Here is a 20,466-nt window from a genome sequence, read left to right on the forward strand (position 1 = left end):
CACACCGAGCGTGCCGCCCTCCGCACCCGCATTCATGACCGATTCGAGCTACGACGCACAAGCCGTGCGCAGCTGGCTGCAAGGCCTGCAAACGCAAATTGCGGACACGCTCGGCGAGTTCGACGGTCAGCCGTTCGCCACCGACGCATGGCAACGCGCTCCCGGCGAAAAACTGCGCGGCGGCGGCTGCACACGGATTCTCGAAGGCGGCAATTTCTTCGAACGGGCCGGCATCGGCTTTTCGGATGTCGCCGGCGATACGTTGCCGGGCTCCGCGAGCGCCGCGCGTCCGCAACTGGCCGGTCGCGGCTTCGAAGCGATGGGCGTGTCGCTGGTCATGCATCCGCGCAATCCGCATTGCCCGACCGTGCACATGAACGTGCGCCTGCTGATCGCCACCAAACCCGGCGAAGAGCCGGTGTTCTGGTTTGGCGGCGGCATGGACCTGACGCCGTACTACGGCTACGAAGAAGACGCGCAACACTTTCACCGGGTTTGCCATGACGCGCTCGCGCCCTACGGCGCGGACCTTTACCCGAAGTTCAAGCGCTGGTGCGACGAGTATTTTTTCCTCAAGCACCGCAACGAACCGCGCGGCATCGGCGGGATTTTCTTCGACGATTTCTCGGCCGCGGGCTTCGAGCAATCGTTCGCGATGGTCAGGAGCGTCGGCGAGGGATTCCTCAAAGCGTACCTGCCGATCATCGAAAAGCGCCGCACCATGCCGTATGGTGAAGCGGAGCGCGATTTCCAGGCTTACCGGCGCGGCCGCTACGTCGAGTTCAATCTGGTGTTCGACCGTGGCACACTGTTCGGGCTGCAAAGCGGCGGGCGCACGGAGTCGATCCTGATGTCCATGCCGCCCGTCGTGAACTGGCGCTACGACTGGCAGCCCGAACCGGGCACGCCGGAAGCGCGTCTCTATAGCGATTTTCTGGTCGCGCGCGAGTGGCTATGAGGCGCGCGCCCGAGTGCCCTTCATGGCCGTCGACGTCACGACAAAGGAGCTTCATCTGAAGCCGAACGCTCATCCCGTCGCCTTGCCGCGCCGCATCGGACTGCTCGGCGGCACGTTCGATCCGATCCACGACGGCCATCTCGCGCTCGCGCGGCGCTTCGCCGACGTGCTGCAACTCACCGAACTGGTGCTGTTGCCCGCCGGCCAGCCCTGGCAGAAAACCGACGTGTCCGCCGCCGTTCACCGGCTGGCCATGACCCGCGCCGCCGCCGGCGAGTTGCAGTTGCCGGGCGTCGAGGTGCGGGTCGCGACCGACGAGATCGAGCACGACGGCCCGACTTACACGGTCGACACGCTGCGCTCATGGCGCGAGCGCGAAGGCGAAGCCGCCTCGATTTCGCTGCTGATCGGCGCGGATCAACTGGTTCATCTCGACACATGGCGCGACTGGCGGCGCCTGTTCGACTATGCGCATATTTGCGCGGCCACGCGGCCCGGTTTCGACCTTGCGTCGATTCCGCCCGTGGTCGCCCGGGAAATCGACGCGCGCCGTGCCCGCGCCGACGTTCTGCAAGCGACGCCCTGCGGCCACTTGCTGATCGATACGACGCTTGCTTTCGACGTGTCGGCTACCGAGATTCGCGCGCATCTGCGCGAACACGTCAGCCGGCGGCTCGCCCTCGTGGGCGACGAACAGCAGGATCAGGCCGCCGCGAGCCATGTCCCCACTGCGGTGTGGGACTATATTCTTCAACATCATCTGTACCACCGGTAACCTCATGGATATTCGCAAACTGCAACGCGTGATCGTCGACGCTCTCGAAGACGTCAAGGCGCAAGACATCAAGGTGTTCAACACCACCCATCTGACCTCGCTGTTCGACCGCGTGATCGTCGCGAGCGGCACCTCGAATCGCCAGACCAAGGCGCTTGCGTCGAGCGTGCGCGAGAGCGTCAAGGAAAATGGCGGCGACGTGATCAGCACCGAAGGCGACGACGTCGGCGAATGGGTGCTGGTCGATTGCGGCGACGCGATCGTCCACATCCTGCAACCGGCGCTGCGCCAGTACTACAACCTCGAAGAAATCTGGGGCGACAAGCCGGTGCGCATCAAGCTCTCCACGCCGAGCCCGTTCGGCGGCGCGAGCGCCAGCGAACCGCTCGACGACGAGGACGAAGAGGACGAAGCGCCGGCCGTCAAGAAGCCCGCGCGCAAAACGGCGGCACGGCGCAAGTAAGCGCGGCGGGATGTCCTCCGTCATCCGCGTGACGCGTGTCGAACCGTCCACTCTCTTCTTAACCCTGCCGTGAAACTGCACATTCTCGCCGTCGGCCACAAGATGCCGGACTGGATCGCGACCGGCTTCGACGAGTATGCGAAGCGTATGCCGCCCGAGCTTCGCATCGAGTTGCGTGAGATCAAGCCCGAGCAGCGCTCGTCCGGACGTCCCGCCGAGAGCGTGATGGCTGCCGAGCGTCTGAAGATCGAAGCCGCGTTGCCGAAGAATGCGCGCATCGTCGCGCTCGACGAACGCGGTCGCGACTGGACCACGATGCAACTGGCGAACGCGCTGCCCGGCTGGCAGCAGGACGGCCGCGACGTGGCCTTTCTGATCGGCGGCGCCGACGGGCTCGATCCCGATCTGAAAGCGCGCGCCGACATGCTGTTGCGCGTGTCGAGCCTGACCTTGCCGCACGCGATGGTGCGGGTGCTGCTCGCCGAGCAACTGTATCGCGCGTGGACCATCACGCAGAACCATCCCTACCATCGCGTCTGAGCGCGGGGCGCGGCCGGCTTGCGGCTTCTGCGTGCAAGTCGGGCCAGGCCTTTCCCAAAGCCTCGTCTTTCGATACGCTCACGGCGCCATCCGCCTGCTCGAGACCTTTCCATGTCAACACCCGTCACTGCGCTTTATCCGTTCGTCTACCTCGCTTCGCAGAGCCCTCGCCGCCAGGAGTTGCTGCAGCAACTCGGGGTGCGCTATGAACTGCTGCTGCCGCGTCCCGATGAAGATGCCGAAGCACTCGAAGCCGAGTTGCCGGGCGAGCGCGCACGCGACTACGTGCAGCGGGTCTGTGTGGCCAAAGCACGTGCGGCGCATGCGCGTCTTGCGCATCTGGAAGTAAGCGGCCGCGAAGCGCGGCCAATCCTGGTCGCGGACACCACGGTCACGATCGACGATGCGATTCTCGGCAAGCCGGTCGATACCGACGACGCCATCGCCATGCTCACCCGCCTCGCCGGACGCACGCACGAAGTGCTGACAGCACTAGCCGTCGTCGATGCCGCCGGCACCTTGCTACCCGCTGCGTTGTCGGTCTCGAAGGTGCGCTTTGCTGCACTGCACGCGGATGCGATCCGCCGCTATGCCGCCAGCGGCGAGCCGCTCGGCAAGGCCGGCGCTTACGGCGTGCAAGGGCGCGCCGCGGAGTTCATCGAACATATCGACGGGTCCTATTCAGGTATCATGGGTTTGCCGCTTTTTGAAACCGCTGCCCTCCTGCGCGCAGCGCGCATCGACTTCTAGAACAACACTATGAATGAAGAAATCCTGATCAATGTCACGCCGCAGGAATCGCGAGTCGCGCTCGTCCAGCAAGGCGCCGTCCAGGAACTTCACGTCGAACGAACGCTGTCTCGCGGCCGCGTCGGCAATGTCTATCTCGGCAAGGTGGTGCGCGTGTTGCCGGGCATGCAATCCGCCTTCATCGACATCGGTCTCGAACGTGCCGCCTTCCTGCATGTCGCCGACATCTGGCATCCGCGTATCGCGGGCGAACCCCAGCATCAGCCGCCTCATCAACCTATCGAGAAGATCGTCTTCGAAGGTCAGACCTTGATGGTGCAGGTCGTGAAAGACCCGATCGGCACCAAGGGCGCGCGCCTCTCCACGCAAGTGAGCATTGCCGGGCGCACGCTGGTGTATTTGCCGCAGGAGCCGCATATCGGCATTTCGCAGAAAATCGAAAGCGAAGCCGAACGTGAAGCCGTGCGCAAGCGTCTGACCGCCGTGCTGCCCGCCGATGAAAAAGGCGGCTACATCGTGCGCACCATCGCCGAAGACGCCACCAGCGAAGAACTAGCCGCCGACGTCGCGTATCTGCGCAAGACGTGGGCGACCATTCTGTCGCAAGGCCAGCGCATGCCGCCGACCAGCCTGCTGTACCAGGACCTGAATCTCGCGCAACGCGTGCTGCGCGACTTCGTGAACGACGAGACGTCGCGCATCCAGGTCGACTCGCGCGAGACGTATCAGATGCTCGCCGACTTCGCCGCGGAGTTCACGCCGGCGGTCTCGTCCAAGCTGCATCACTACACCGGCGAGCGGCCGCTTTACGATCTGTACAACATTGAAGCGGAGATTCAGCGTGCGTTGTCACGTCGCGTCGATCTGAAGTCGGGCGGCTATCTGGTGATCGACCAGACCGAAGCGATGACCACCATCGACGTGAACACCGGCGGTTATGTCGGTGCGCGCAATTTCGACGACACCATCTTCAAGACCAACCTCGAAGCCGCGCATACCATCGCGCGTCAGTTGCGGCTGCGCAATCTGGGTGGCGTGATCATCATCGACTTCATCGATATGGAAAACGTCGAGCATCGCGACCAGGTGCTCGGCGAGTTGAAGAAAGCGTTGTCGCGCGACCGCACCCGCGTGACCGTGAACGGCTTCTCGCAGTTGGGGCTGGTGGAGATGACGCGCAAACGCACCCGCGAATCGCTCGCGCACGTGCTGTGCGAACCGTGTCCGGTGTGTCAGGGCAAGGGGCAGGTGAAGACGCCGCGCACCGTGTGCTACGACGTGTTGCGCGAGATTCTGCGTGAGTCGCGCCAGTTCAATCCGCGTGAGTTTCGCGTGGTGGCGTCGCAGCAGGTCATCGACCTGTTTCTGGAAGAAGAGTCGCAGCATCTGGCGATGCTGATCGACTTTATCGGCAAGCCGGTGTCGCTGCAGGTGGAGTCGAATCTGAGTCAGGAACAATACGACATCGTGCTGATGTAACGCCCGTTCATCGGCAGCAACGGGCTGACACCGTCAGCCCGCTTTCACGCCCCGCTCACGGGCGGCTATACATCGCCTTCCAGTCCGCCTGCGACACTGCCGGGCGACTCGTCTCCGACGATCCATTCGCCACACCGCCGAAACCGCTCGTCGCGCCATTCCGGGCGGCGACCCTGGCTTCGGCAGCCTGAAGCGCTTCGGGATAGTGCGCGTTGTCGCCATCTCCCACGTGATAACCCGCTTGCTCGAGTTGAAGCAGTTCCGCGCGGACCTGTGCGCGAGTGACGGGCGAATTCGACTGGGCGAACGACACGACGGGCGCAGCGAGCGCGACTGCGACGACAACTGCCTGAATCATGGACTTCATGGTACGTACCTCTAGACTTCGGTTTGCCTGCTACGAACAGCCCTGTCCGTAGAACAGTGAACATAGTCTAGATAAGCGGACGCTTAAGATTAACGGGCGGCGCTGGAGAGGATTGTTGTTGGATTTGGGTAAACCCTTAGTTTCTGCCACAGACGAAATAGCCCCATACGCTTGCTGCACCGGCCCTCAATTTCTCCATTGCCGCAAAGGCGCATCGGGCGTATAACCATCCCATTGGATGTTAATTGGATGGTCCTGAGATGCCACAGCCCGCAAAATCCCCTGCCCTGAGCCTGATCGACACGGCTCGCCCGAAAGGCGGCGAGACCGAAAAGATCACCATCAACCTAGGCCCGATCGATCTTGGCCAGATCGACCTGCTGGTCGAAGAAGGTTTTTATTCGAACCGCACCGATCTGATCCGCACGGCAATCCGCAACCAGCTCGCCGTGCACGCGCAGGTCGTCACGGAAACGGTGACGCGCCGCGAACTGGTGCTCGGTCTGCAGCATTTCTCGCGCAAGGATCTGGAAGCCGCGCAGACCGCCGGCGAGCAACTCGCCATTCACGTGCTGGGCCTTGCCAGCATTGCCGCCGATGTCCCGCCGGAACTGGCGGCGGCCACGATCGCGTCCATCACCGTGCTCGGCGCGTTTCACGCGTCGCCCGCGGTGAAGGCGGCACTAGCTGGCCGCATCGCTTAAATGCGCCCCGCCCTCACCCCCCATTCGCAAGCGACCCCGACCATGAACGACGATTTCCTGCATTCGATGAAAGAAGCCTTCGACCTGCTGCGCACGAAAGGCCCGAAGGAAGCGACCGCAGCGGTCCAGCGCGCACTGGGCGGCGGCGCTCACCCGAGCGCTGGCCTGGGCGACCCGCAGATGCCGCAGATGCCACCCATGCCACCGATACCGCCCATGCCGCAAAGCGCCGCAGACTGGGTCAACGCGTGGAAAAACACGCAAGCTCACGCTCCAACCCAAACGCGTCCGCAACCGCAGGCCGCCTACACCGTCGATGCCGACACGCCCGGCACCTTCAGCACCCATAGCTTCAGCAACAACGCCGGCCGACGCGACTACAAGCTCTACGTCCCCGCCGCGTACGGCAACGAACCGGTCCCGCTGATCGTGATGCTGCACGGCTGCACCCAGAACGCCGACGACTTCGCCGCGGGCACGCGCATGAACGAACTGGCCGAGCGGCACGGCATGCTGGTGGTGTATCCGAATCAGGCGGCTTCCGCCAATCACTCGGGCTGCTGGAACTGGTTCAAACCCGGCGACCAGCACCGCGAGAGCGGCGAGCCGTCGTTGATCGCGGGTATCACGCGCGAAGTCATGTCGTGCTATCGCGTCGATCCTGCGCGCGTGTACGTGGCCGGCCTGTCGGCTGGCGGCGCGATGGCGGACATCATGCTGAAAACCTGGCCCGATCTCTACGCGGCGGCCGGCGTGCATTCGGGACTCGCGTGCGGATCGGCGCGCGACTTGCCCTCCGCGCTCGCCGCCATGAAAGGCGGCAAGACCCCGCGCGGCCGCTCCCAAGCGGAACCGGCCCGTCCGCTGATCGTGTTTCAGGGCGATGCCGACTCGACCGTGCATCCGTCGAACGCCAGCGCGCTCGTCGCGCCCTTCGCGGGCGGCAGCACGACGTCGAGCCAGCCTGTCGACTCGCAAGGCCGTCAACGCGGCTATACGGTCCAGCATCTGATTGCGACGAACGGCGTGCCGGCCGAATCCTGGTCGATTCGCGGCGCCGGTCACGCATGGTCGGGCGGTAACCAGCGCGGTTCGTACACGGATCCATCCGGCCCCGACGCCAGCGCCGAAATGCTGCGATTCTTCCTCGCCCATCCCCAGCGCGGCTGAGCGGTATTCACCTGACGAGAGCGCGCGAAAAAACGCTGTACATCCCGCCGCAACTCTATAGAGTGGCCCATGTTGCAGCGCAGCAAACATGTGCCGCACCGACCTCCCGTCCGTTCATCGGCTTTCGCGCCGCCGCTTCGCCGTCGTTCAGGCGACCGGCAGCCGCGCGATCCACGCCGATGCCGACGGGCCCACGCCTCCAAATCCCTTGGACGCCTGCGTCAGGTCACCTCAGGAGCTCACCATGCAAAATCCCGCCATCGAATCGTCCGCCGCTTTCGGCCAGCGCACCCTCGCGATCTTCTCCGACTTGCAGATGAACGGCCTCGCCTGCCTGCAGAAGCTGGGCGAACTGAATCTGGCCGCCTTCAAGGCCACCGTCAGCGAAGGCCAGACGGCAATGAGCACGGGGCAGCTCAATGGCACGGCGTTCGCCGGTGCAGCGGACATGCAGCAGCAATTCGTGCAGCGCAGCCTCTCGTACGCGCAGCATGTGAAGGAAATCGACACGCAATTCAACACGGCGTTGACGAAAGCCGGCGAAGCGCTGCGTGAAGAGTTCAGCAACAGCTTCGCGCAGTTCGGCGCGGGCTTCGGTCAGGTCAAGTCGTTCGGCACCGATGGCGGGTTCGGCGCGATGCAGTCGGTGATGGCGTCGATGATCCAGTCGGGCACGGCGCTGCAGGACAGCATCAAACGCGCGTCTGGCATGGTGCCGCCCGCGGCCAGCACGGCGGTGATCGTGGCCGAGTAAACGCTGCGTCACAGCCTGCAATAGCAGTAGGCAATAGCAGTAGGAAGCAGCAAACGAAAGGGGCCAGTCGGCCCCTTTCTGCTTTCTGCGAGTGTTAACCATGTCGCGGACCTGGCTCACCCACCGCCCCGACCCCATCCCGGCGCCTATGCGAAAATGCCGCATCCCGTTCGTGGAGCCCGCATGGCTGACCTCACCTCTTCCGCATCTTCGACGATCGCCACCGACTGCGCGAGAGAACCCATCCATATTCCGGGCGGCATCCAGCCGCACGGCTTCCTGATCAGCATTGGCGACGACGGCGCAATCCTGCAGGTGAGCGCCAATATCGCGACGCTCACCGGCGCGCCGGCCGACGCCACGCTCGGCCAGCCGCTCGCGGTCCTGCTCGGCGAAGCATGGGCCGCCCGGGTGCTCCGTGCGCTGTCCCAGCATCGGGAAGAAGGCATCCCGCTTTACCTCGGCTCGCTGGACGAACTTCGTGGGCACGACCGTGAACACGACAGCCCGCGCGCCACCCCGTTCGCGGTGACCGTGCATCGCTACAAAGGCGCCACGATCGTCGAACTCGAACCGGCTCGCGACACGCACGACGTGTTCGCGTCGATGTACCCGCTGGTGCGCACGTTCATCAATCGTCTCGAAGAAGCGGCCAGTGTCGAAGACCTCGCACAGATCGTCGCCGACGAGGTACAGCGCATCACCGGTTTCGGTCGCACGATGGTCTACAGCTTCGACGCGACCGGTAGCGGCCATGTGCTCGCCGAACACGTCGAGCCGGGCTACGCGTCATACGCCGGTCAGCGTTTCCCGGGGTCCGACATCCCCATGCAGGCGCGCGCGCTTTACGTGCGCAACCGCATCCGCCTGATCGCCGATGCCGACTACCAGGCCGCGCCGCTCGTGCCGCCGCTGCATCCGTCCACGCAGAAACCCACCGACCTGACCTTCGCGTCGCTGCGCAGCATCTCGCCCGTGCATGTGCAGTACATGAAGAACATGGGCACCCTCGCCTCGATGTCCATGTCGATCGTCGTGCGTGGCAAGCTGTGGGGGCTGATTTCCTGTCACCACGACAGCGCCCGCGTGCCGCCGTTCGAAGTGCGCACGGCCTGCGAGCACATTGCCCAGATCCTGTCGTTGCAGATCGAAGCGAAAGAAGACTATGCGCAGGCGCAATACCGGCTCGAGTTGCGCCACACGCTGGCCCGCCTGCTCGCCGCGATGGCGAACACCGAGAGCTTCACCGACGCGCTCGCCAACGACCCCAAAGACCTGCTCGGATTGACCGCCTCGGACGGCGCGGCGATCGTCTTCGACGGACGCGTGCTGCTGGTCGGCCACACGCCGCCGGAAGCGGAGGTGACGAAGCTGGTCGAATGGCTCGACACGAAAGTGGACGACACCTTCGCCACCGACTCGCTCGCCGTCGACTGCCCGGTCCTGCCCGCGCATCCGGATTACGCCGGCTTGCTCGCGGTGTCGATTTCGAAGCTGTTCCGCAACTACGTGCTGTGGTTTCGCTCGGAGGTCGTGCAGACCATCAAGTGGGCCGGCGACCCGCGCGCCAAATTAAGCGGACTCGCCGACTCGCTCTCGCCGCGCAAGAGCTTCGAGGTCTGGACCGACACGGTGCGCGACCGTTCGCTCGAGTGGCAGCCGCCCGAACTCGAAATCGCGCTCGAATTCCGCACGGCGCTGCTTGGCATCGTGTTGCGCCGCGCCGAGGAACTGGCGCAACTGGCGCTCGAACTGGGCCGCGCCAACAAGGAACTCGAAGGCTTCTCGTACACCGTGTCGCACGACCTGCGCGCACCGCTGCGGCATATCATCGGCTTCGCCGATCTACTGCGCGAAATCGAACAGGGCCGGCTGTCCGAGCGAGGCAATCATTTTGTCGAGCGCATCATTTCGTCGGCACGCTTCGGCGGCAAACTGGTCGACGACCTGCTCGCCTTTTCGCAGATGGGCCGGGCGGCGCTGCGCCCGCAGATCATCAATCTGAATGCGCTCGTCGACGCCCTGATTGCCGACGAGACGAAAGACGCGCCGTCGCGAGCAATCACGTGGCAGGTCGGCAAGTTGGGGCAGGTCAACGCCGACGCCGTACTAGTGCATGTGGTGCTCAGAAACCTCATCGAGAACGCGGTAAAATTCACCGCGACGCGCGAGCAGGCGGTCATCGAGATCGGTCGATACGACGGGGAAGGCGAACTGGACGGTCAGGACGTGTTCTTCGTCAAAGACAACGGCGTGGGGTTCGACATGCGCTATGTCGACAAGCTGTTCGGCGTATTCCAGCGTTTGCATCGGGTCGAGGAGTTCAGCGGGACCGGCATCGGACTGGCGGGCGTCAAGCGCATTGTCGAGCGCCACGGCGGCAAGGCGTGGGCGGTCGGCGAAATCGATAGGGGCGCGGCACTGTATTTTTCTCTGCCGCATATTTTCAAGGCCGACGCGAGCCAGGGCGAAGAGTCCGCCGCGGCGGCGGTAGCACGACTGATTGCATTGTCACCGGGCAAGCGCTTCCGTCCCGTGCCGAAGGAATCCAAAGATGAACAAACCTGAAGGAAGAAGCGTGTTGAGACCCATTCTGCTGGTTGAAGACAACCCGAACGACGTGGAACTCACGCTGATCGCACTGGAAAAAACGCGTCTGGCCAATCCAGTCGTTTCGCTGCGAGACGGCGAGGAAGCGCTTCAATATCTTCGCCGCGAAGGACCCTGGGCGGATCGTCCGGAAGAAAACCCCGCCGTGATTCTGCTCGACAAGAAGCTGCCGAAGGTCGACGGTCACGAGGTGCTGAAGGCGGTGCGCAGCGACGACAAGCTCAAGCGCATTCCGGTGGTCATGCTGACGTCGTCGCGGGAAGAAAGCGATTTGCTGCGCAGCTACGATCTCGGCGTGAACGCGTATGTGGTGAAGCCGGTCGCGTTCGACGACTTCATGGCCGCCATCAACGACCTCGGGATGTTCTGGGCCGTGCTCAACGAGCCGCCGCCCTATCCGCGTTGAACCGTATCTGAAGCAGGCTCGCTGCTCAGCGGGCTATCGGCAGGCTGACCCTGAACGTCGCGCCCTGCCCCATGCCCGGGCTCTCGGCGGCAATCGTGCCGCCGTGCAGTTCCACCAGATTCTTCACGAGCCACAATCCGAGCCCCAAGCCGGCGACGCGGCCGGAGCCATCGGCGCTGAATTGCTGGAAGCGCTCGAAAATCCGCTCCAGCGATTCTTCATCCAGACCGAGCCCAGTATCGCGCACAGCTAGTTCGACGCGGTCGCAGACGCGGTCGCCAATCACGCGCACCGATAGCTCGACGGTGCCTTGCGGACTGAACTTCACCGCGTTCGACACCAGATTCCAGATCACCTGCTTCATGCGCCCTTCGTCGGCGAGCACCGTGACCGAGGCGAGATCGGTTGCGACGAGGCGCAGTCCCTTGGCTTCGGCGTGCATGCGCATGTCTTCGGCGATGATGCCGGCCAGCGCGCCCAGATCCACCGGCTCGAGATGCACGGAGAGCTTGCCGGTCACGATCGCCCCGCTGTCGAGCAGATCGTCGACCATATGCGAAAGCTGCCGCGCATTGCGGCTGATCACGCCGGTGGCACGCCCGATGTGCGCGGGGTCGGCGGCGCGCTGCAGCAGGTCGGTCCACGACATGATGGCCGACAGCGGCGAGCGCAATTCGTGGCTCACCGTCGTGACGAAATGATCCATCGCCATGGTCAGGCGTTCGCTATGTTCGCGCGCGCGTTTCTCCGAAGCCGCGATTTCGCGTTGCTCGAGTTCCGCCTCTTTACGCGCGGTGATGTCGAGCGTGAAGCCGATCACCGAACTCAGCGAACCGTCCGCCGCGAAGCGGCCCACGCCGCGCACCAGAATCCAGCGGATCGATCCGCTCGCCCAGCCGATCCGGAAATCGACTTCCACATGCTCCGGCGCGATATGCGCATGACCGATGGCATCGCGCAACCGGATGCGGTCTTCGGGATGCACGAGCTCGCCGTACAGGCGCCGCTCGGTCAGCACCGAGGTCTGCCCTAGGCCCAGGTTGGTCTTGCATTGATCCGTGCACTCGAAGACGCCGGTAGTTGGATCGAGTTCCCACGCACCGAGTTGCGAGAACGCCAGAGCCAGTTGGAAACGCTCCTGATGCTCGCGCAATTGCGCCTTCGCTTCGTCGGCGAGCAGCAGCCGCAGTTGGGCCTGCGAGCGCAGCTTCGCGCGCTCGCGCTGGTCGCGCTCGAGTTCGGAAACGCGGTCGGTGACTTCGCTCACACGCAACGCGATATAACCGCCTTGCCCCTCGCTCGCGCCGAGCAGGCTCGCTTTGATCTTCCAGTAGCGCGGCATGCCGGGTTCGGCCGGCTCCGCGCTGTCGTCGCGGTGTGTCTGCGGCTCGGGCATCTCGTAGCGGAACAGCGGCGACCAGACCGAGTGACCGGTCGACAATCCGTTCAATGCACCCAGCAGCCAGTCGCGGCGCGCTTCACGTTGTTCGACCGCACCGAACTGATTGACGTCGAACAGCGACTTGCCCAGCAGATCGCCTAGCGCCTGTCCGGTGAAGGCCAGGTAGTGCGCATTGGCGAGCAGGATCTGGTAGCGCCGGTTCAGGATCAGATACGCGTCCGGCAAAAGTTCGAAGGCCAATGCGGCATCGAAGGGCAATTCCGCCGTGGGCGAATCGTGGAGACGAGTGTCCATCGGCGTGGTCCCGGCGCGGTTCAACCGGCGCTCGCGCAAATGGCCCGTGTCGGGCGCTGCGCGAGTTCGATCAGGCGGTCGAACGCATCGGCCGCGCCGCGGCATGCGTCGTCGATGGCGGACGGCGTGTTGACCTCGGCGCTCATCGCACGAACGAAGGCTTGCCAGCGCGGCCCGAGCGACTCGCGTCCCGCACTGAGAAAGCCGAGCGGATGCGAAGCGAATCGGTCCTTTAAACGCGCATACAGCACCGCGCCGCCCAGCTGCGAGCCTTCGACGACATAGCAGGCGCCCCAGCGGTAGGCGGCACTGGCGTCGCCATGCCAACGTTGCGGATGAGACGCTGCGTCAGCGTCGGTCGGCTCGCGTGCACCCATCGAATCGCGGGCGGCATCATGCGCGAGATCGGCATCGATCAACGCAAGCCGGTTCAGCCGGGGCGCCAGCGCGGCGGACTGCGGACCGTCGCTGAACTGGCCGAGCCACGCTTCGAGCGGTGCCAGCCATTCGCGCAGCAATGCGATATGCAGCAGGTAGTCGCGCAGTGCAGCGCTGTCGAGCGACAGCGGCATGATGCGATGGAGGAGTTCGTGACGTTCGGTCGTGGCCGCCCGCAGCGCAGGGATCACGCCAGCCGGGTTGCCCGGAGAAGAATCAGATGAGTCGATCAAACCAGTCCGGTTCAGCATGGATTAAGCAGAGCACGATTATAAAGGCGACGGATCAGCAGTGGGAGGCGCGTTTTGCACGGGGTGCCTTGCTTTACACGCCCACTCGCCCGCACCTCACGCACTGCATCGGCCATTATGCCGCCACCGGACAACCGGCTTCTTCGAGCGCGGCCTGCGCGTGGCTTTGCAGATCGCCACTCGTCAACGACGCGTCCGGCGTGCGCACCCAGGCCGCGATCCGCAATGTGGCGCCACCCTTGTCCGGGTAATCAGCAACGGTGACCATCGGCGCGAGTGTCGAGCCGGTCAGCACGCGCGGTTCGTCGGCCACGAGTTTCTTCAATTCGCCGATGGCCGCATCGACGTCCTTACGCTGCGCGAGACCCACTTCGATCTCGATGCGCTGCGTGCCGCTGCTGCTGTAGTTGATCACCGGGTTGCTCCAGATCTGGCTGTTCGGCACGAACACCAGATTGCCGTCGCTGCGCTCGATACGCGTGGTGAACAGTCCCACTTCGCGCACGATGCCCGCGACCGCGCCGCTGCCTTCGATCACATCGCCTACGCGGAACGGCCGCAGCATCAGCAACATCATGCCGGCGGCGATATTCTGCAGGGTGCCTTGCAGAGCAAGACCGATCGCGAGACCTGCCGCGCCAAGTACGGCGAGCACGCTCGCGGTGGCAATCCCCACTTCGCTGAGCGCGACGATAAAGACCAGCACGCGCACGGCCCAAGTGCCCAGCGCCGCCAGCATGGGCGCGAGCGTCGGATCGGCGCGGGTGTGCGCAAGCAGTTTCGCGAAGCTCGCGCCAACGCGGTTCGACAGCCACCAGCCGATCGTCAGGATCGCCACGGCCAATACCACATGCAGGGCGTCGTGCGTCAACGTGACCAGCAGCGACGGCTGAAAGTGCAATAGACGAGGTAGCAGATCGTTCATCTTGTTCGTTCCGTTGCGATGGAATTCCGATCAGAGGATTCAGCAGGATGCGTTCCCGGCTTGCGTGTCGGGGAATGGAGCGGCACGCCGCTTGCGCGGATCGGCGGGAAGGGTATGTGGGCGAGACCTTAACCTACCGAGGAGTCGAACATGTCCGGACATCTGAAAGTGCACGACCGCGTCAGCTGGAACACCCCGCAGGGCATGACGCACGGCAAGGTGGTGCGTGTCATTTCTACGCACACGAGCGTCGACGGACATACGGTCGACGCGTCGAAGGACGATCCGCAATACGAGGTCGAAAGCGAAAAAAGCGGCAAGCACGCCGTGCATCGCGGCGCGGCGCTCAAGCGGCTCGATTGAAAAGTGGACGGTTACAAGAACCGGGCGGCCCGGGTCACTCTGTGCTCAATGGCTTGAGCAGATTACGCAATGCGGAAATGGTGATCGGCCGCGAGAACCAGTAGCCCTGCACTTCATCGCAGCCGAGCGCCTGCAGTTGCGCGGCCTGTTCGGCCGTCTCGACTCCTTCGGCGGTCACGCGAAGCTTCAGCGCATGCGCCATCGCGATGATCGCGCCGACGAGCGCCGAGCATTGCGCGTCGGTGCCCATACGCGTCACGAACGAGCGGTCGATCTTCAGCCGGTTCAGCGGAAAACGCGTGAGATAGGCGAGGCTCGAATAGCCAGTGCCGAAATCGTCCACCGCGACTTCGACGCCCAGCTCGCGCAATGCGTGCAAGGTCTGCAACGCCTGTTCGGTGTCGCCCAGCAATACGCCCTCGGTAATCTCCACTTCGAGATACGACGGGTCGAGCGCGGCGTCTTCCAGCGCGCTGCGAATCGTCTCGTACAGGTTCTGCCGCAGGAACTGTTGCGGCGACACGTTCACCGCGATACGCGGCAACGTTCCCGCGAGACGCAGCAATTTGCCAGCGTCTCGGCACGCCGTGCGTATCACCCATTCGCCGATGTGTTCGATCAGGCCCGCCTCTTCCGCCACGGGAACGAACTCGGCCGGACTGATCGATCCGCGTTGCGGATGGTTCCAGCGCAGCAGCGTTTCCACCTGGGCGATCTGCCCGGTGGCGAGCGTGACCTGCGGCTGATAAACGAGATGAAGTTGCTGCCGCTCCAACGCTTCGCGCAACATCGTCTGGAGTTCGAAGCGGCGCGCCGCCTGGCCTTCGAGCGCGGTGGAAAATCGCCGCACCGCGTTGCCGTTCACCGCCGACGCCGCCGACAGCGCGACGCCCGCGCGACGCATCAGCGTCGGCGCGTCGGCGCCGTCGTCCGGGTACGCGACGATGCCGATACTCGCCGTGATGTTGAGCGCCGTGCCGGCGTAGTCGATTGCTTCGCCGATGCGCCCGAGCGCCTCGGTCGCGAAAGCATCCGCTGCGGCGCCCGTTTCCTTGATCAGCAACGCGAACTGCGTGCCGCCGATCGAGGCGATCGTTCCGTCGTTGGGAAAGAGACTGCGCAGCCTTTCGCCGACGATCTGCAGCACCAGTTCGGCCGCGTGCAGACCGAGCGCGTCGCGCAGTTTGCGCAGATGGTCCAGTTCGGCGATCAGCACATTGAAACCGCCGCCGCCGCGCTGACAACGCGAGATCGTCAGTTCGAGCCGTTCGGTGAAGAGTGTCTGGTTCGGCAGGCGGGTCACGCCGTCGTGGTGCGCGACGTACCAGAGACGCGCTTCGGACTGCGCATAGCGCGTCATATCGATCACGATGCCGACGTAGCAGGCCGGGCCTGGCGCGCCGCTCTCCGGTGCGGCGGCTTCGGGCGCGACCGGCGCCAGCGCGAGCACCACACGTAGCGGCGAGCCGCTGCGGCGCATACAACTCCACTCGCCTTCGTAACGACCGGTGAGGGTCGCGAGCGACGGCAATTCGGCGCGCCGCCGCGCGAGTTCGGCGGGATCGAGTAAGGAGTCGAAACTGCGCCGGCCGACGAGTTCACCGGCCGCAAAACCCGTCAGCTTTTCGAAAGCCGGGTTGACGCTGTCGAATTGGCCGTCCGCAGTGCAGATGAACATGCCATAGGGCGCCGCCGCGAGGGCGGCTTCGCGCATACGCGCTTGCGCGTAGGGGTGATCGTGCATCGCGCCGGCCTTTTATGGTCCTGTGATTGAGTGCGGATGAGCCTGTTCTTGATGCGTGCAAACGGCGGGGTGACTGCGGGAGTAATCCGGTCCGACCTCCCGTGCACCACCTGTCTATCTATGCGAAACCATGGGTGCCTATGATAGCGGCTTTCGCACACGACACCAGCGTGCCGGAAGCCTGCGCGAAACAGGCGCCGGCAGCCGGTTCAACGTGGCAATGCGGCTTCGATGAACACCGCGCAAAGCGCTTCCATGCCCCGGCGGTCGTCGTCGTCGAAGCGCGCCACCAGCGGACTGTCGACGTCCCACACGCCGATCAGCGTACCGTCGGGCGCGACCAGCGGCACGACGATTTCCGATTGCGACGCTGCATCGCATGCGATGTGGCCGGGAAAGTCGTGCACATCGCGAACCACCTGGGTTTCGCGCGTTTGCGCCGCCGTCCCGCAGACGCCTTTGCCGAGCGCGATGCGCACGCAGGCAGGCTTGCCCTGGAATGGCCCGACCACGAGTTCCTGGCCGTCGTGAAAGTAGAAGCCGGCCCAGTTCAGACCGCTTAGCGAATGGAACACGAACGCGGAAAAATTCGCGGCGTTGGCGATCCATTCCGTTTCGCCCGCGAGCAGCGCGCGCGCCTGGGTGACCAGCTCTTCGTAGTGAGCGGCTTTGGGGAGTGACGAGGCGGAGGAAACTTCGAACATGACAGAGTCCGTGATGAAAGCTGAGAAAGATTGATTAGAAACGGTTGATCAGAAACGGTTGATTAGAAACGGGAGCCGCTCATTCCACGCCGACGATCACGCTGGACGCCTTGAAGATAGCCGTGGCAGCCGAGCCGCTCGCCAGTTTCAGGCGCTCGACGCTCTCGTTGGTGATGATGGCGGCGATCTGCGCGCCACCAGCCTCCGCGGCGATGACCACTTCCGAATTCACCGCGCCTTTCGTGACGGTCGACACCTTACCGGCAATACAATTGCGCGCCGAGACCTGATTGGCCGACACGTCGACCATCACGATCACCGACGACGCCTTGACCAGCGCGAAGGCGTTCTTGCCGGCCGCGAGATCCAGCGTGGCGACGCTGCCGTGCGTGATGACCGAGACGATCTCGAGACCGTCCTGGGTGCGCAGGATGACTTCGTCGTTCACCGCGCCGTGTTTGACCTCGGTGACCACGCCGGCGAATTGGTTGCGTGCGCTGGTTTGCATGTCGATCTCCTTGAATGGGTCGCGCCGCTGCGAGTCGAGCGCGGCGCTGGAATTACCGCGCGAGTTTAGCCGAAGCCGCGGGGTCCGGGCTCGTTGCGGCGGAATCCGCGCTGGTTATATCGTCCCGTCGCGTCCTGCGGTCGTGGCCCAAGGTCCGATTTCCGATCGCCTCGGGGAAACCGTATCATCGTGGCCTTTGGTCTTTGGTCAGTTCCTGCCCTACCGCTACCGCACCCTATGGCGCCCGATTCCACCTTGCCCGCCGCCGTCCTGTCCGGCCTCGTTGCTGCCGCTTCGTCGAAAGCCTCGCTGAGGCGGTTACGCGCCGTCCTGCCTGGCTGCGCGCTGGCCGCGCTGTGCGCTTGCGGCAATCCTGCACCGGACAGCGGCGCGACGCGATTGCAGCCCGACAACATCACGCTGTTTCCGATCGAGCATTACGACCAGAACGTCGATCACTGGATCGAGCCGGACAGCGCCGGCTACGATCAGCCGTTTCTCAGTGCCGCCGATCAGAAGGCGCATCTGCGCCTCTTCTACGCGCGCTACTTCGGCACCGGTTCGAACTCGCCTTCGCCGTGGAACGCGGCGTTCGTCACGATGCGCGTGTATCGCCAGCAAGGCGCCGACATCGCCGCCTTGCAACAACGCCGCATCGCGCGCTTCGACAATGCGGAAAAACACGGCGCGGATGTCGGCTACGGTGAAAATTTCCGTCCGCACGACAAGGCGTGGATCGACGCGATCGCGCAAAACATGAACGTCGCTCAATTCACGGCGGACGCGGCGTATCGCCCTGAGCGACGGGCGATCGCCACCGGCAATCTGCTGGTGCGCGAACTGCCGACGATCGACCCGTCGTTCTACGACCGGCGTCTCGCGGGCGAAGGTTATCCGTTCGACAACCTGCAGATTTCGGCGAGCCGCCCGGGTACGCCGCTCTACGTGCTGGGCAGCAGTGTCGATGGTGCGTGGTACTACGTGCAGACGCCCGACGTGCAAGGCTGGGTGCGCAGCGACGGCGTGGCGATGACGGACGACCGCTTCGTCGATCGCTGGCGCGCCGCCACGGCGACGTCGCTCGGCGCGGTGACGGTCGCGTCCGCGCCGGTGCGCGATAGCCGCGGCACGTTCCGTTTCGACGCGCCGGCCGGCACCTTGCTGCCGCTGGTGCCGCAGGGTTCGCAGGCCTCCGGCGGCGGTCCCCTCCACGTGCTGGTGCCGGCTCGCGATGCGGATGGCGAGGCGCTGATACGCGACGCCGAATTGAGCGACACGCAGATCGCGCCGATGCCGCTCGCCGCCACGCCGCGCCATCTCGCGATGCTGATGAAGCGCTTGATCGGCCGGCCGTACGGATGGGGCAATAGCGGACTGAACAACGACTGTTCGTCGGAACTGCAAAGTATCTTCGCGGTGTTCGGCGTGTGGTTGCCGCGTCACTCGTCCACGCAGATGAGCGCCGGGCGCATGACCGACCTGTCGGCGTCGTCGCCCGCGCAACGGCTCGACTACCTCGTCCAGCACGGCGTGCAGATGCGTACGCTGATCTACATCGGCGGTCACGTGATGCTGTATATCGGCACGACGACGCGACACGGCGTGGTCGTGCCGGTGGTGTATCAGGACGTGTGGGGACTACGCCCGGCCGACGACAGCCGGCGCGCGGTGATCGGCGGCTCGGTGATTTTGCCGCTGGACGAACACATTGCGGAGGACGCGACGCTGCAATCGCTGGCGGGGACGCCGATTTTTCAGATCAGCGTGCTGGGCGCGCCGCCCGGGTCAGCGACGAGTGCGCCGGCGGATGACGATAGTCCGGCGGGGTGAGTGGGAGTCGCTTCGCTCCCAGTAAAAATTCTTTTTCCCACCCTTGTCGATCCCAGGACTCGTCGCTCGTCGTATCGTTGAATGCCCGACTCAGGCCGTGGCATTTCATCTCAAGAACCAGTCGATCAAGGAGCCTCCATCATGTCCAGTTCCACCGTCAAACCGATCCCGGACGGGATGCACTCGCTCACCCCCTATCTGATTTGCGCCAACGCGGCCGAAGCGGTCGCGTTCTATGCCAAAGCCTTCAACGCCGTCGAGCAGTTCCGGCTGCCGGGGCCCAACGGCAAGGTGATGCATGCATGCCTGAAAATCGGCGACTCCATGCTGATGCTCACCGACGAATGGCCCGAGCACCAGGTTTTCGGTCCGCTCACGATCAAAGGCACGCCGGTCACGATCCACCACTACGTCGAGGACATCGACGCAAGCTTCAAACAGGCCGTCGACGCAGGCGCGACGGTCATGATGCCGCCCACCGACATGTTCTGGGGCGATCGCTACGCGCAACTGACCGACCCGTTCGGCCATCGCTGGTCGCTCGCCACGCATATCAAAGACCTCAGCGTCGAACAGATCCAGCAAGCGATGGCGTCGATGAAGTAATCCCTACAAAAACAGCCGCGCGGTCGATCCGCTGAAAACCGCTGCAGAATTCACGACAATAAAATTATGTGGCGGGCATTTAATTTGAGAATCCCTTCGCGCGAATAGAATTTTTAAATCCAGCGCGCTACACGAGAATCCGGATGATGCCCACCACTAAGAATATGCGAATTAATATAATCAGAAAAAACTACCCGATTTAAGTATTTTCCCTGATAACTAAAATACGAATTATTTTCCTTACCCCTGCTGGTCCTACCTCTCCGCCCTCACAAAGCGTTACAAAATCGACACACTTTCCTTCTTCGACTATTTGTATGAGTTAGCAAGTCTGTGTAGACTCATTTCACAATTTGCGAATCACCCGATCGGGCGATTATTTAAACGGCATTTATCTAATGAATTCCGTTTAAGGGAAGAAATCG

At 63.9% G+C, this 20,466-nt stretch carries 21 protein-coding genes; 14 read left to right on the top strand and 7 right to left on the bottom strand.

The annotated features are described in order from the left end of the window. Positions 1–34: 34 nt before the first annotated feature. The 6 genes from hemF to rng all read left to right on the top strand — a co-directional run bounded on the left by hemF (position 35) and on the right by rng (position 4,965). Positions 35–958, top strand: a complete 924-nt coding sequence (gene hemF / locus FQ746_RS07720; RefSeq protein ID WP_144108349.1) for an oxygen-dependent coproporphyrinogen oxidase — start codon at positions 35–37, stop codon at positions 956–958. 22 nt (positions 959–980) lie between these two features. After that, the gene (locus FQ746_RS07725; RefSeq protein ID WP_144108350.1) at positions 981–1,733 is read left to right on the top strand and encodes a nicotinate-nucleotide adenylyltransferase; all 753 of its coding nucleotides are present in this window, start codon (positions 981–983) and stop codon (positions 1,731–1,733) included. A 4-nt stretch (positions 1,734–1,737) separates the two neighbouring features. Continuing rightward, entirely contained in the window at positions 1,738–2,196 is a 459-nt protein-coding gene (gene rsfS, locus FQ746_RS07730) for a ribosome silencing factor (RefSeq protein WP_144108351.1), read from the top strand. Between the two features lie 69 nt (positions 2,197–2,265). Next, positions 2,266–2,736, top strand: coding sequence for a 23S rRNA (pseudouridine(1915)-N(3))-methyltransferase RlmH (gene rlmH, locus FQ746_RS07735; RefSeq protein ID WP_144108352.1), 471 nt, complete (start codon positions 2,266–2,268; stop codon positions 2,734–2,736). A 111-nt stretch (positions 2,737–2,847) separates the two neighbouring features. Beyond that, positions 2,848–3,486, top strand: coding sequence for a Maf family protein (locus FQ746_RS07740; protein ID WP_144108353.1), 639 nt, complete (start codon positions 2,848–2,850; stop codon positions 3,484–3,486). 9 nt (positions 3,487–3,495) lie between these two features. After that, positions 3,496–4,965: a ribonuclease G gene (rng, locus tag FQ746_RS07745; protein WP_144108354.1), complete on the top strand. Its 1,470-nt coding sequence runs from the start codon at positions 3,496–3,498 to the stop codon at positions 4,963–4,965. A 55-nt stretch (positions 4,966–5,020) separates the two neighbouring features. On the opposite strand, the gene FQ746_RS07750 is transcribed toward rng, so the two are convergent. Further along, a complete protein-coding gene (locus FQ746_RS07750; protein WP_144108355.1) occupies positions 5,021–5,332 on the bottom strand; it encodes a DUF4148 domain-containing protein in 312 nt (103 codons plus the stop codon). A 260-nt stretch (positions 5,333–5,592) separates the two neighbouring features. On the opposite strand from FQ746_RS07750, the gene FQ746_RS07755 reads away from it, so the two are divergent. The 5 genes from FQ746_RS07755 (at position 5,593) to FQ746_RS07775 (ending at position 10,976) form a co-directional block, all read left to right on the top strand. Continuing rightward, entirely contained in the window at positions 5,593–6,036 is a 444-nt protein-coding gene (locus FQ746_RS07755; RefSeq protein WP_144108356.1) for a CopG family transcriptional regulator, read from the top strand. A gap of 42 nt (positions 6,037–6,078) precedes the next feature. Continuing rightward, positions 6,079–7,206, top strand: a complete 1,128-nt coding sequence (locus FQ746_RS07760) for an alpha/beta hydrolase family esterase (protein ID WP_144108357.1) — start codon at positions 6,079–6,081, stop codon at positions 7,204–7,206. A gap of 244 nt (positions 7,207–7,450) precedes the next feature. Next, positions 7,451–7,960, top strand: coding sequence for a phasin family protein (locus tag FQ746_RS07765; RefSeq protein WP_144108358.1), 510 nt, complete (start codon positions 7,451–7,453; stop codon positions 7,958–7,960). A 183-nt stretch (positions 7,961–8,143) separates the two neighbouring features. Further along, complete coding sequence (locus FQ746_RS07770) at positions 8,144–10,528, top strand: ATP-binding protein (protein ID WP_144108359.1); 2,385 nt, start codon at positions 8,144–8,146, stop codon at positions 10,526–10,528. A gap of 10 nt (positions 10,529–10,538) precedes the next feature. Then, positions 10,539–10,976 carry a response regulator gene (locus tag FQ746_RS07775; protein ID WP_144108447.1) on the top strand — a complete coding sequence of 146 codons (438 nt, stop codon included), beginning with the start codon at positions 10,539–10,541 and terminating at the stop codon, positions 10,974–10,976. Positions 10,977–11,001: 25 nt separating this feature from the next. Here FQ746_RS07775 and FQ746_RS07780 read toward each other — a convergent pair whose 3' ends face one another. The 3 genes from FQ746_RS07780 to FQ746_RS07790 form a co-directional block, all read right to left on the bottom strand. After that, positions 11,002–12,672 (bottom strand): ATP-binding protein, encoded by a 1,671-nt coding sequence (locus FQ746_RS07780; protein ID WP_144108360.1) that lies wholly within the window; start codon positions 12,670–12,672, stop codon positions 11,002–11,004. A 20-nt stretch (positions 12,673–12,692) separates the two neighbouring features. Continuing rightward, the gene (locus FQ746_RS07785; RefSeq protein WP_260853932.1) at positions 12,693–13,343 is read right to left on the bottom strand and encodes a biliverdin-producing heme oxygenase; all 651 of its coding nucleotides are present in this window, start codon (positions 13,341–13,343) and stop codon (positions 12,693–12,695) included. A 133-nt stretch (positions 13,344–13,476) separates the two neighbouring features. After that, on the bottom strand, positions 13,477–14,286 hold the full coding sequence (locus FQ746_RS07790) for a mechanosensitive ion channel family protein (RefSeq protein ID WP_144108362.1): 810 nt from the start codon (positions 14,284–14,286) through the stop codon (positions 13,477–13,479). Between the two features lie 150 nt (positions 14,287–14,436). Here FQ746_RS07790 and FQ746_RS07795 point away from each other — a divergent pair, with 150 nt between their 5' ends. After that, the gene (locus FQ746_RS07795) at positions 14,437–14,649 is read left to right on the top strand and encodes a DUF2945 domain-containing protein (RefSeq protein WP_144108363.1); all 213 of its coding nucleotides are present in this window, start codon (positions 14,437–14,439) and stop codon (positions 14,647–14,649) included. Positions 14,650–14,683: 34 nt separating this feature from the next. On the opposite strand, the gene FQ746_RS07800 is transcribed toward FQ746_RS07795, so the two are convergent. The 3 genes from FQ746_RS07800 to FQ746_RS07810 all read right to left on the bottom strand — a co-directional run bounded on the left by FQ746_RS07800 (position 14,684) and on the right by FQ746_RS07810 (position 17,605). Continuing rightward, on the bottom strand, positions 14,684–16,393 hold the full coding sequence (locus FQ746_RS07800; RefSeq protein ID WP_144108364.1) for a putative bifunctional diguanylate cyclase/phosphodiesterase: 1,710 nt from the start codon (positions 16,391–16,393) through the stop codon (positions 14,684–14,686). 209 nt (positions 16,394–16,602) lie between these two features. Next, complete coding sequence (locus FQ746_RS07805) at positions 16,603–17,097, bottom strand: GAF domain-containing protein (RefSeq protein ID WP_144108365.1); 495 nt, start codon at positions 17,095–17,097, stop codon at positions 16,603–16,605. A 79-nt stretch (positions 17,098–17,176) separates the two neighbouring features. Next, the gene (locus FQ746_RS07810; RefSeq protein WP_144108366.1) at positions 17,177–17,605 is read right to left on the bottom strand and encodes a molybdopterin-binding protein; all 429 of its coding nucleotides are present in this window, start codon (positions 17,603–17,605) and stop codon (positions 17,177–17,179) included. 255 nt (positions 17,606–17,860) lie between these two features. On the opposite strand from FQ746_RS07810, the gene FQ746_RS07815 reads away from it, so the two are divergent. Together FQ746_RS07815 and FQ746_RS07820 are read left to right on the top strand one after the other, a co-directional pair. Beyond that, positions 17,861–19,435, top strand: a complete 1,575-nt coding sequence (locus FQ746_RS07815; RefSeq protein ID WP_409932383.1) for an SH3 domain-containing protein — start codon at positions 17,861–17,863, stop codon at positions 19,433–19,435. Between the two features lie 141 nt (positions 19,436–19,576). Further along, positions 19,577–20,041, top strand: a complete 465-nt coding sequence (locus FQ746_RS07820) for a VOC family protein (RefSeq protein WP_144108368.1) — start codon at positions 19,577–19,579, stop codon at positions 20,039–20,041. Positions 20,042–20,466 lie beyond the last annotated feature (425 nt).

The organism is Paraburkholderia sp. BCC1886 (assembly GCF_900996245.1).
Taxonomy (GTDB): Bacteria; Pseudomonadota; Gammaproteobacteria; order Burkholderiales; family Burkholderiaceae; genus Paraburkholderia.

Bases quoted from the DNA above. Each gene is read 5' to 3' on its own strand.
- FQ746_RS07780 (WP_144108360.1), bottom strand. From the start codon at position 12,672: ATGGACACTCGTCTCCACGATTCGCCCACGGCGGAATTGCCCTTCGAT.
- FQ746_RS07740 (WP_144108353.1), top strand. From the start codon at position 2,848: ATGTCAACACCCGTCACTGCGCTTTATCCGTTCGTCTACCTCGCTTCG.
- FQ746_RS07765 (WP_144108358.1), top strand. From the start codon at position 7,451: ATGCAAAATCCCGCCATCGAATCGTCCGCCGCTTTCGGCCAGCGCACC.
- FQ746_RS07755 (WP_144108356.1), top strand. From the start codon at position 5,593: ATGCCACAGCCCGCAAAATCCCCTGCCCTGAGCCTGATCGACACGGCT.
- FQ746_RS07820 (WP_144108368.1), top strand. From the start codon at position 19,577: ATGTCCAGTTCCACCGTCAAACCGATCCCGGACGGGATGCACTCGCTC.
- FQ746_RS07750 (WP_144108355.1), bottom strand. From the start codon at position 5,332: ATGAAGTCCATGATTCAGGCAGTTGTCGTCGCAGTCGCGCTCGCTGCG.
- FQ746_RS07800 (WP_144108364.1), bottom strand. From the start codon at position 16,393: ATGCACGATCACCCCTACGCGCAAGCGCGTATGCGCGAAGCCGCCCTC.
- FQ746_RS07810 (WP_144108366.1), bottom strand. From the start codon at position 17,605: ATGCAAACCAGCGCACGCAACCAATTCGCCGGCGTGGTCACCGAGGTC.
- FQ746_RS07795 (WP_144108363.1), top strand. From the start codon at position 14,437: ATGTCCGGACATCTGAAAGTGCACGACCGCGTCAGCTGGAACACCCCG.
- hemF (WP_144108349.1), top strand. From the start codon at position 35: ATGACCGATTCGAGCTACGACGCACAAGCCGTGCGCAGCTGGCTGCAA.
- rng (WP_144108354.1), top strand. From the start codon at position 3,496: ATGAATGAAGAAATCCTGATCAATGTCACGCCGCAGGAATCGCGAGTC.
- FQ746_RS07725 (WP_144108350.1), top strand. From the start codon at position 981: ATGGCCGTCGACGTCACGACAAAGGAGCTTCATCTGAAGCCGAACGCT.
- FQ746_RS07805 (WP_144108365.1), bottom strand. From the start codon at position 17,097: ATGTTCGAAGTTTCCTCCGCCTCGTCACTCCCCAAAGCCGCTCACTAC.
- FQ746_RS07770 (WP_144108359.1), top strand. From the start codon at position 8,144: ATGGCTGACCTCACCTCTTCCGCATCTTCGACGATCGCCACCGACTGC.
- rsfS (WP_144108351.1), top strand. From the start codon at position 1,738: ATGGATATTCGCAAACTGCAACGCGTGATCGTCGACGCTCTCGAAGAC.
- FQ746_RS07790 (WP_144108362.1), bottom strand. From the start codon at position 14,286: ATGAACGATCTGCTACCTCGTCTATTGCACTTTCAGCCGTCGCTGCTG.
- FQ746_RS07760 (WP_144108357.1), top strand. From the start codon at position 6,079: ATGAACGACGATTTCCTGCATTCGATGAAAGAAGCCTTCGACCTGCTG.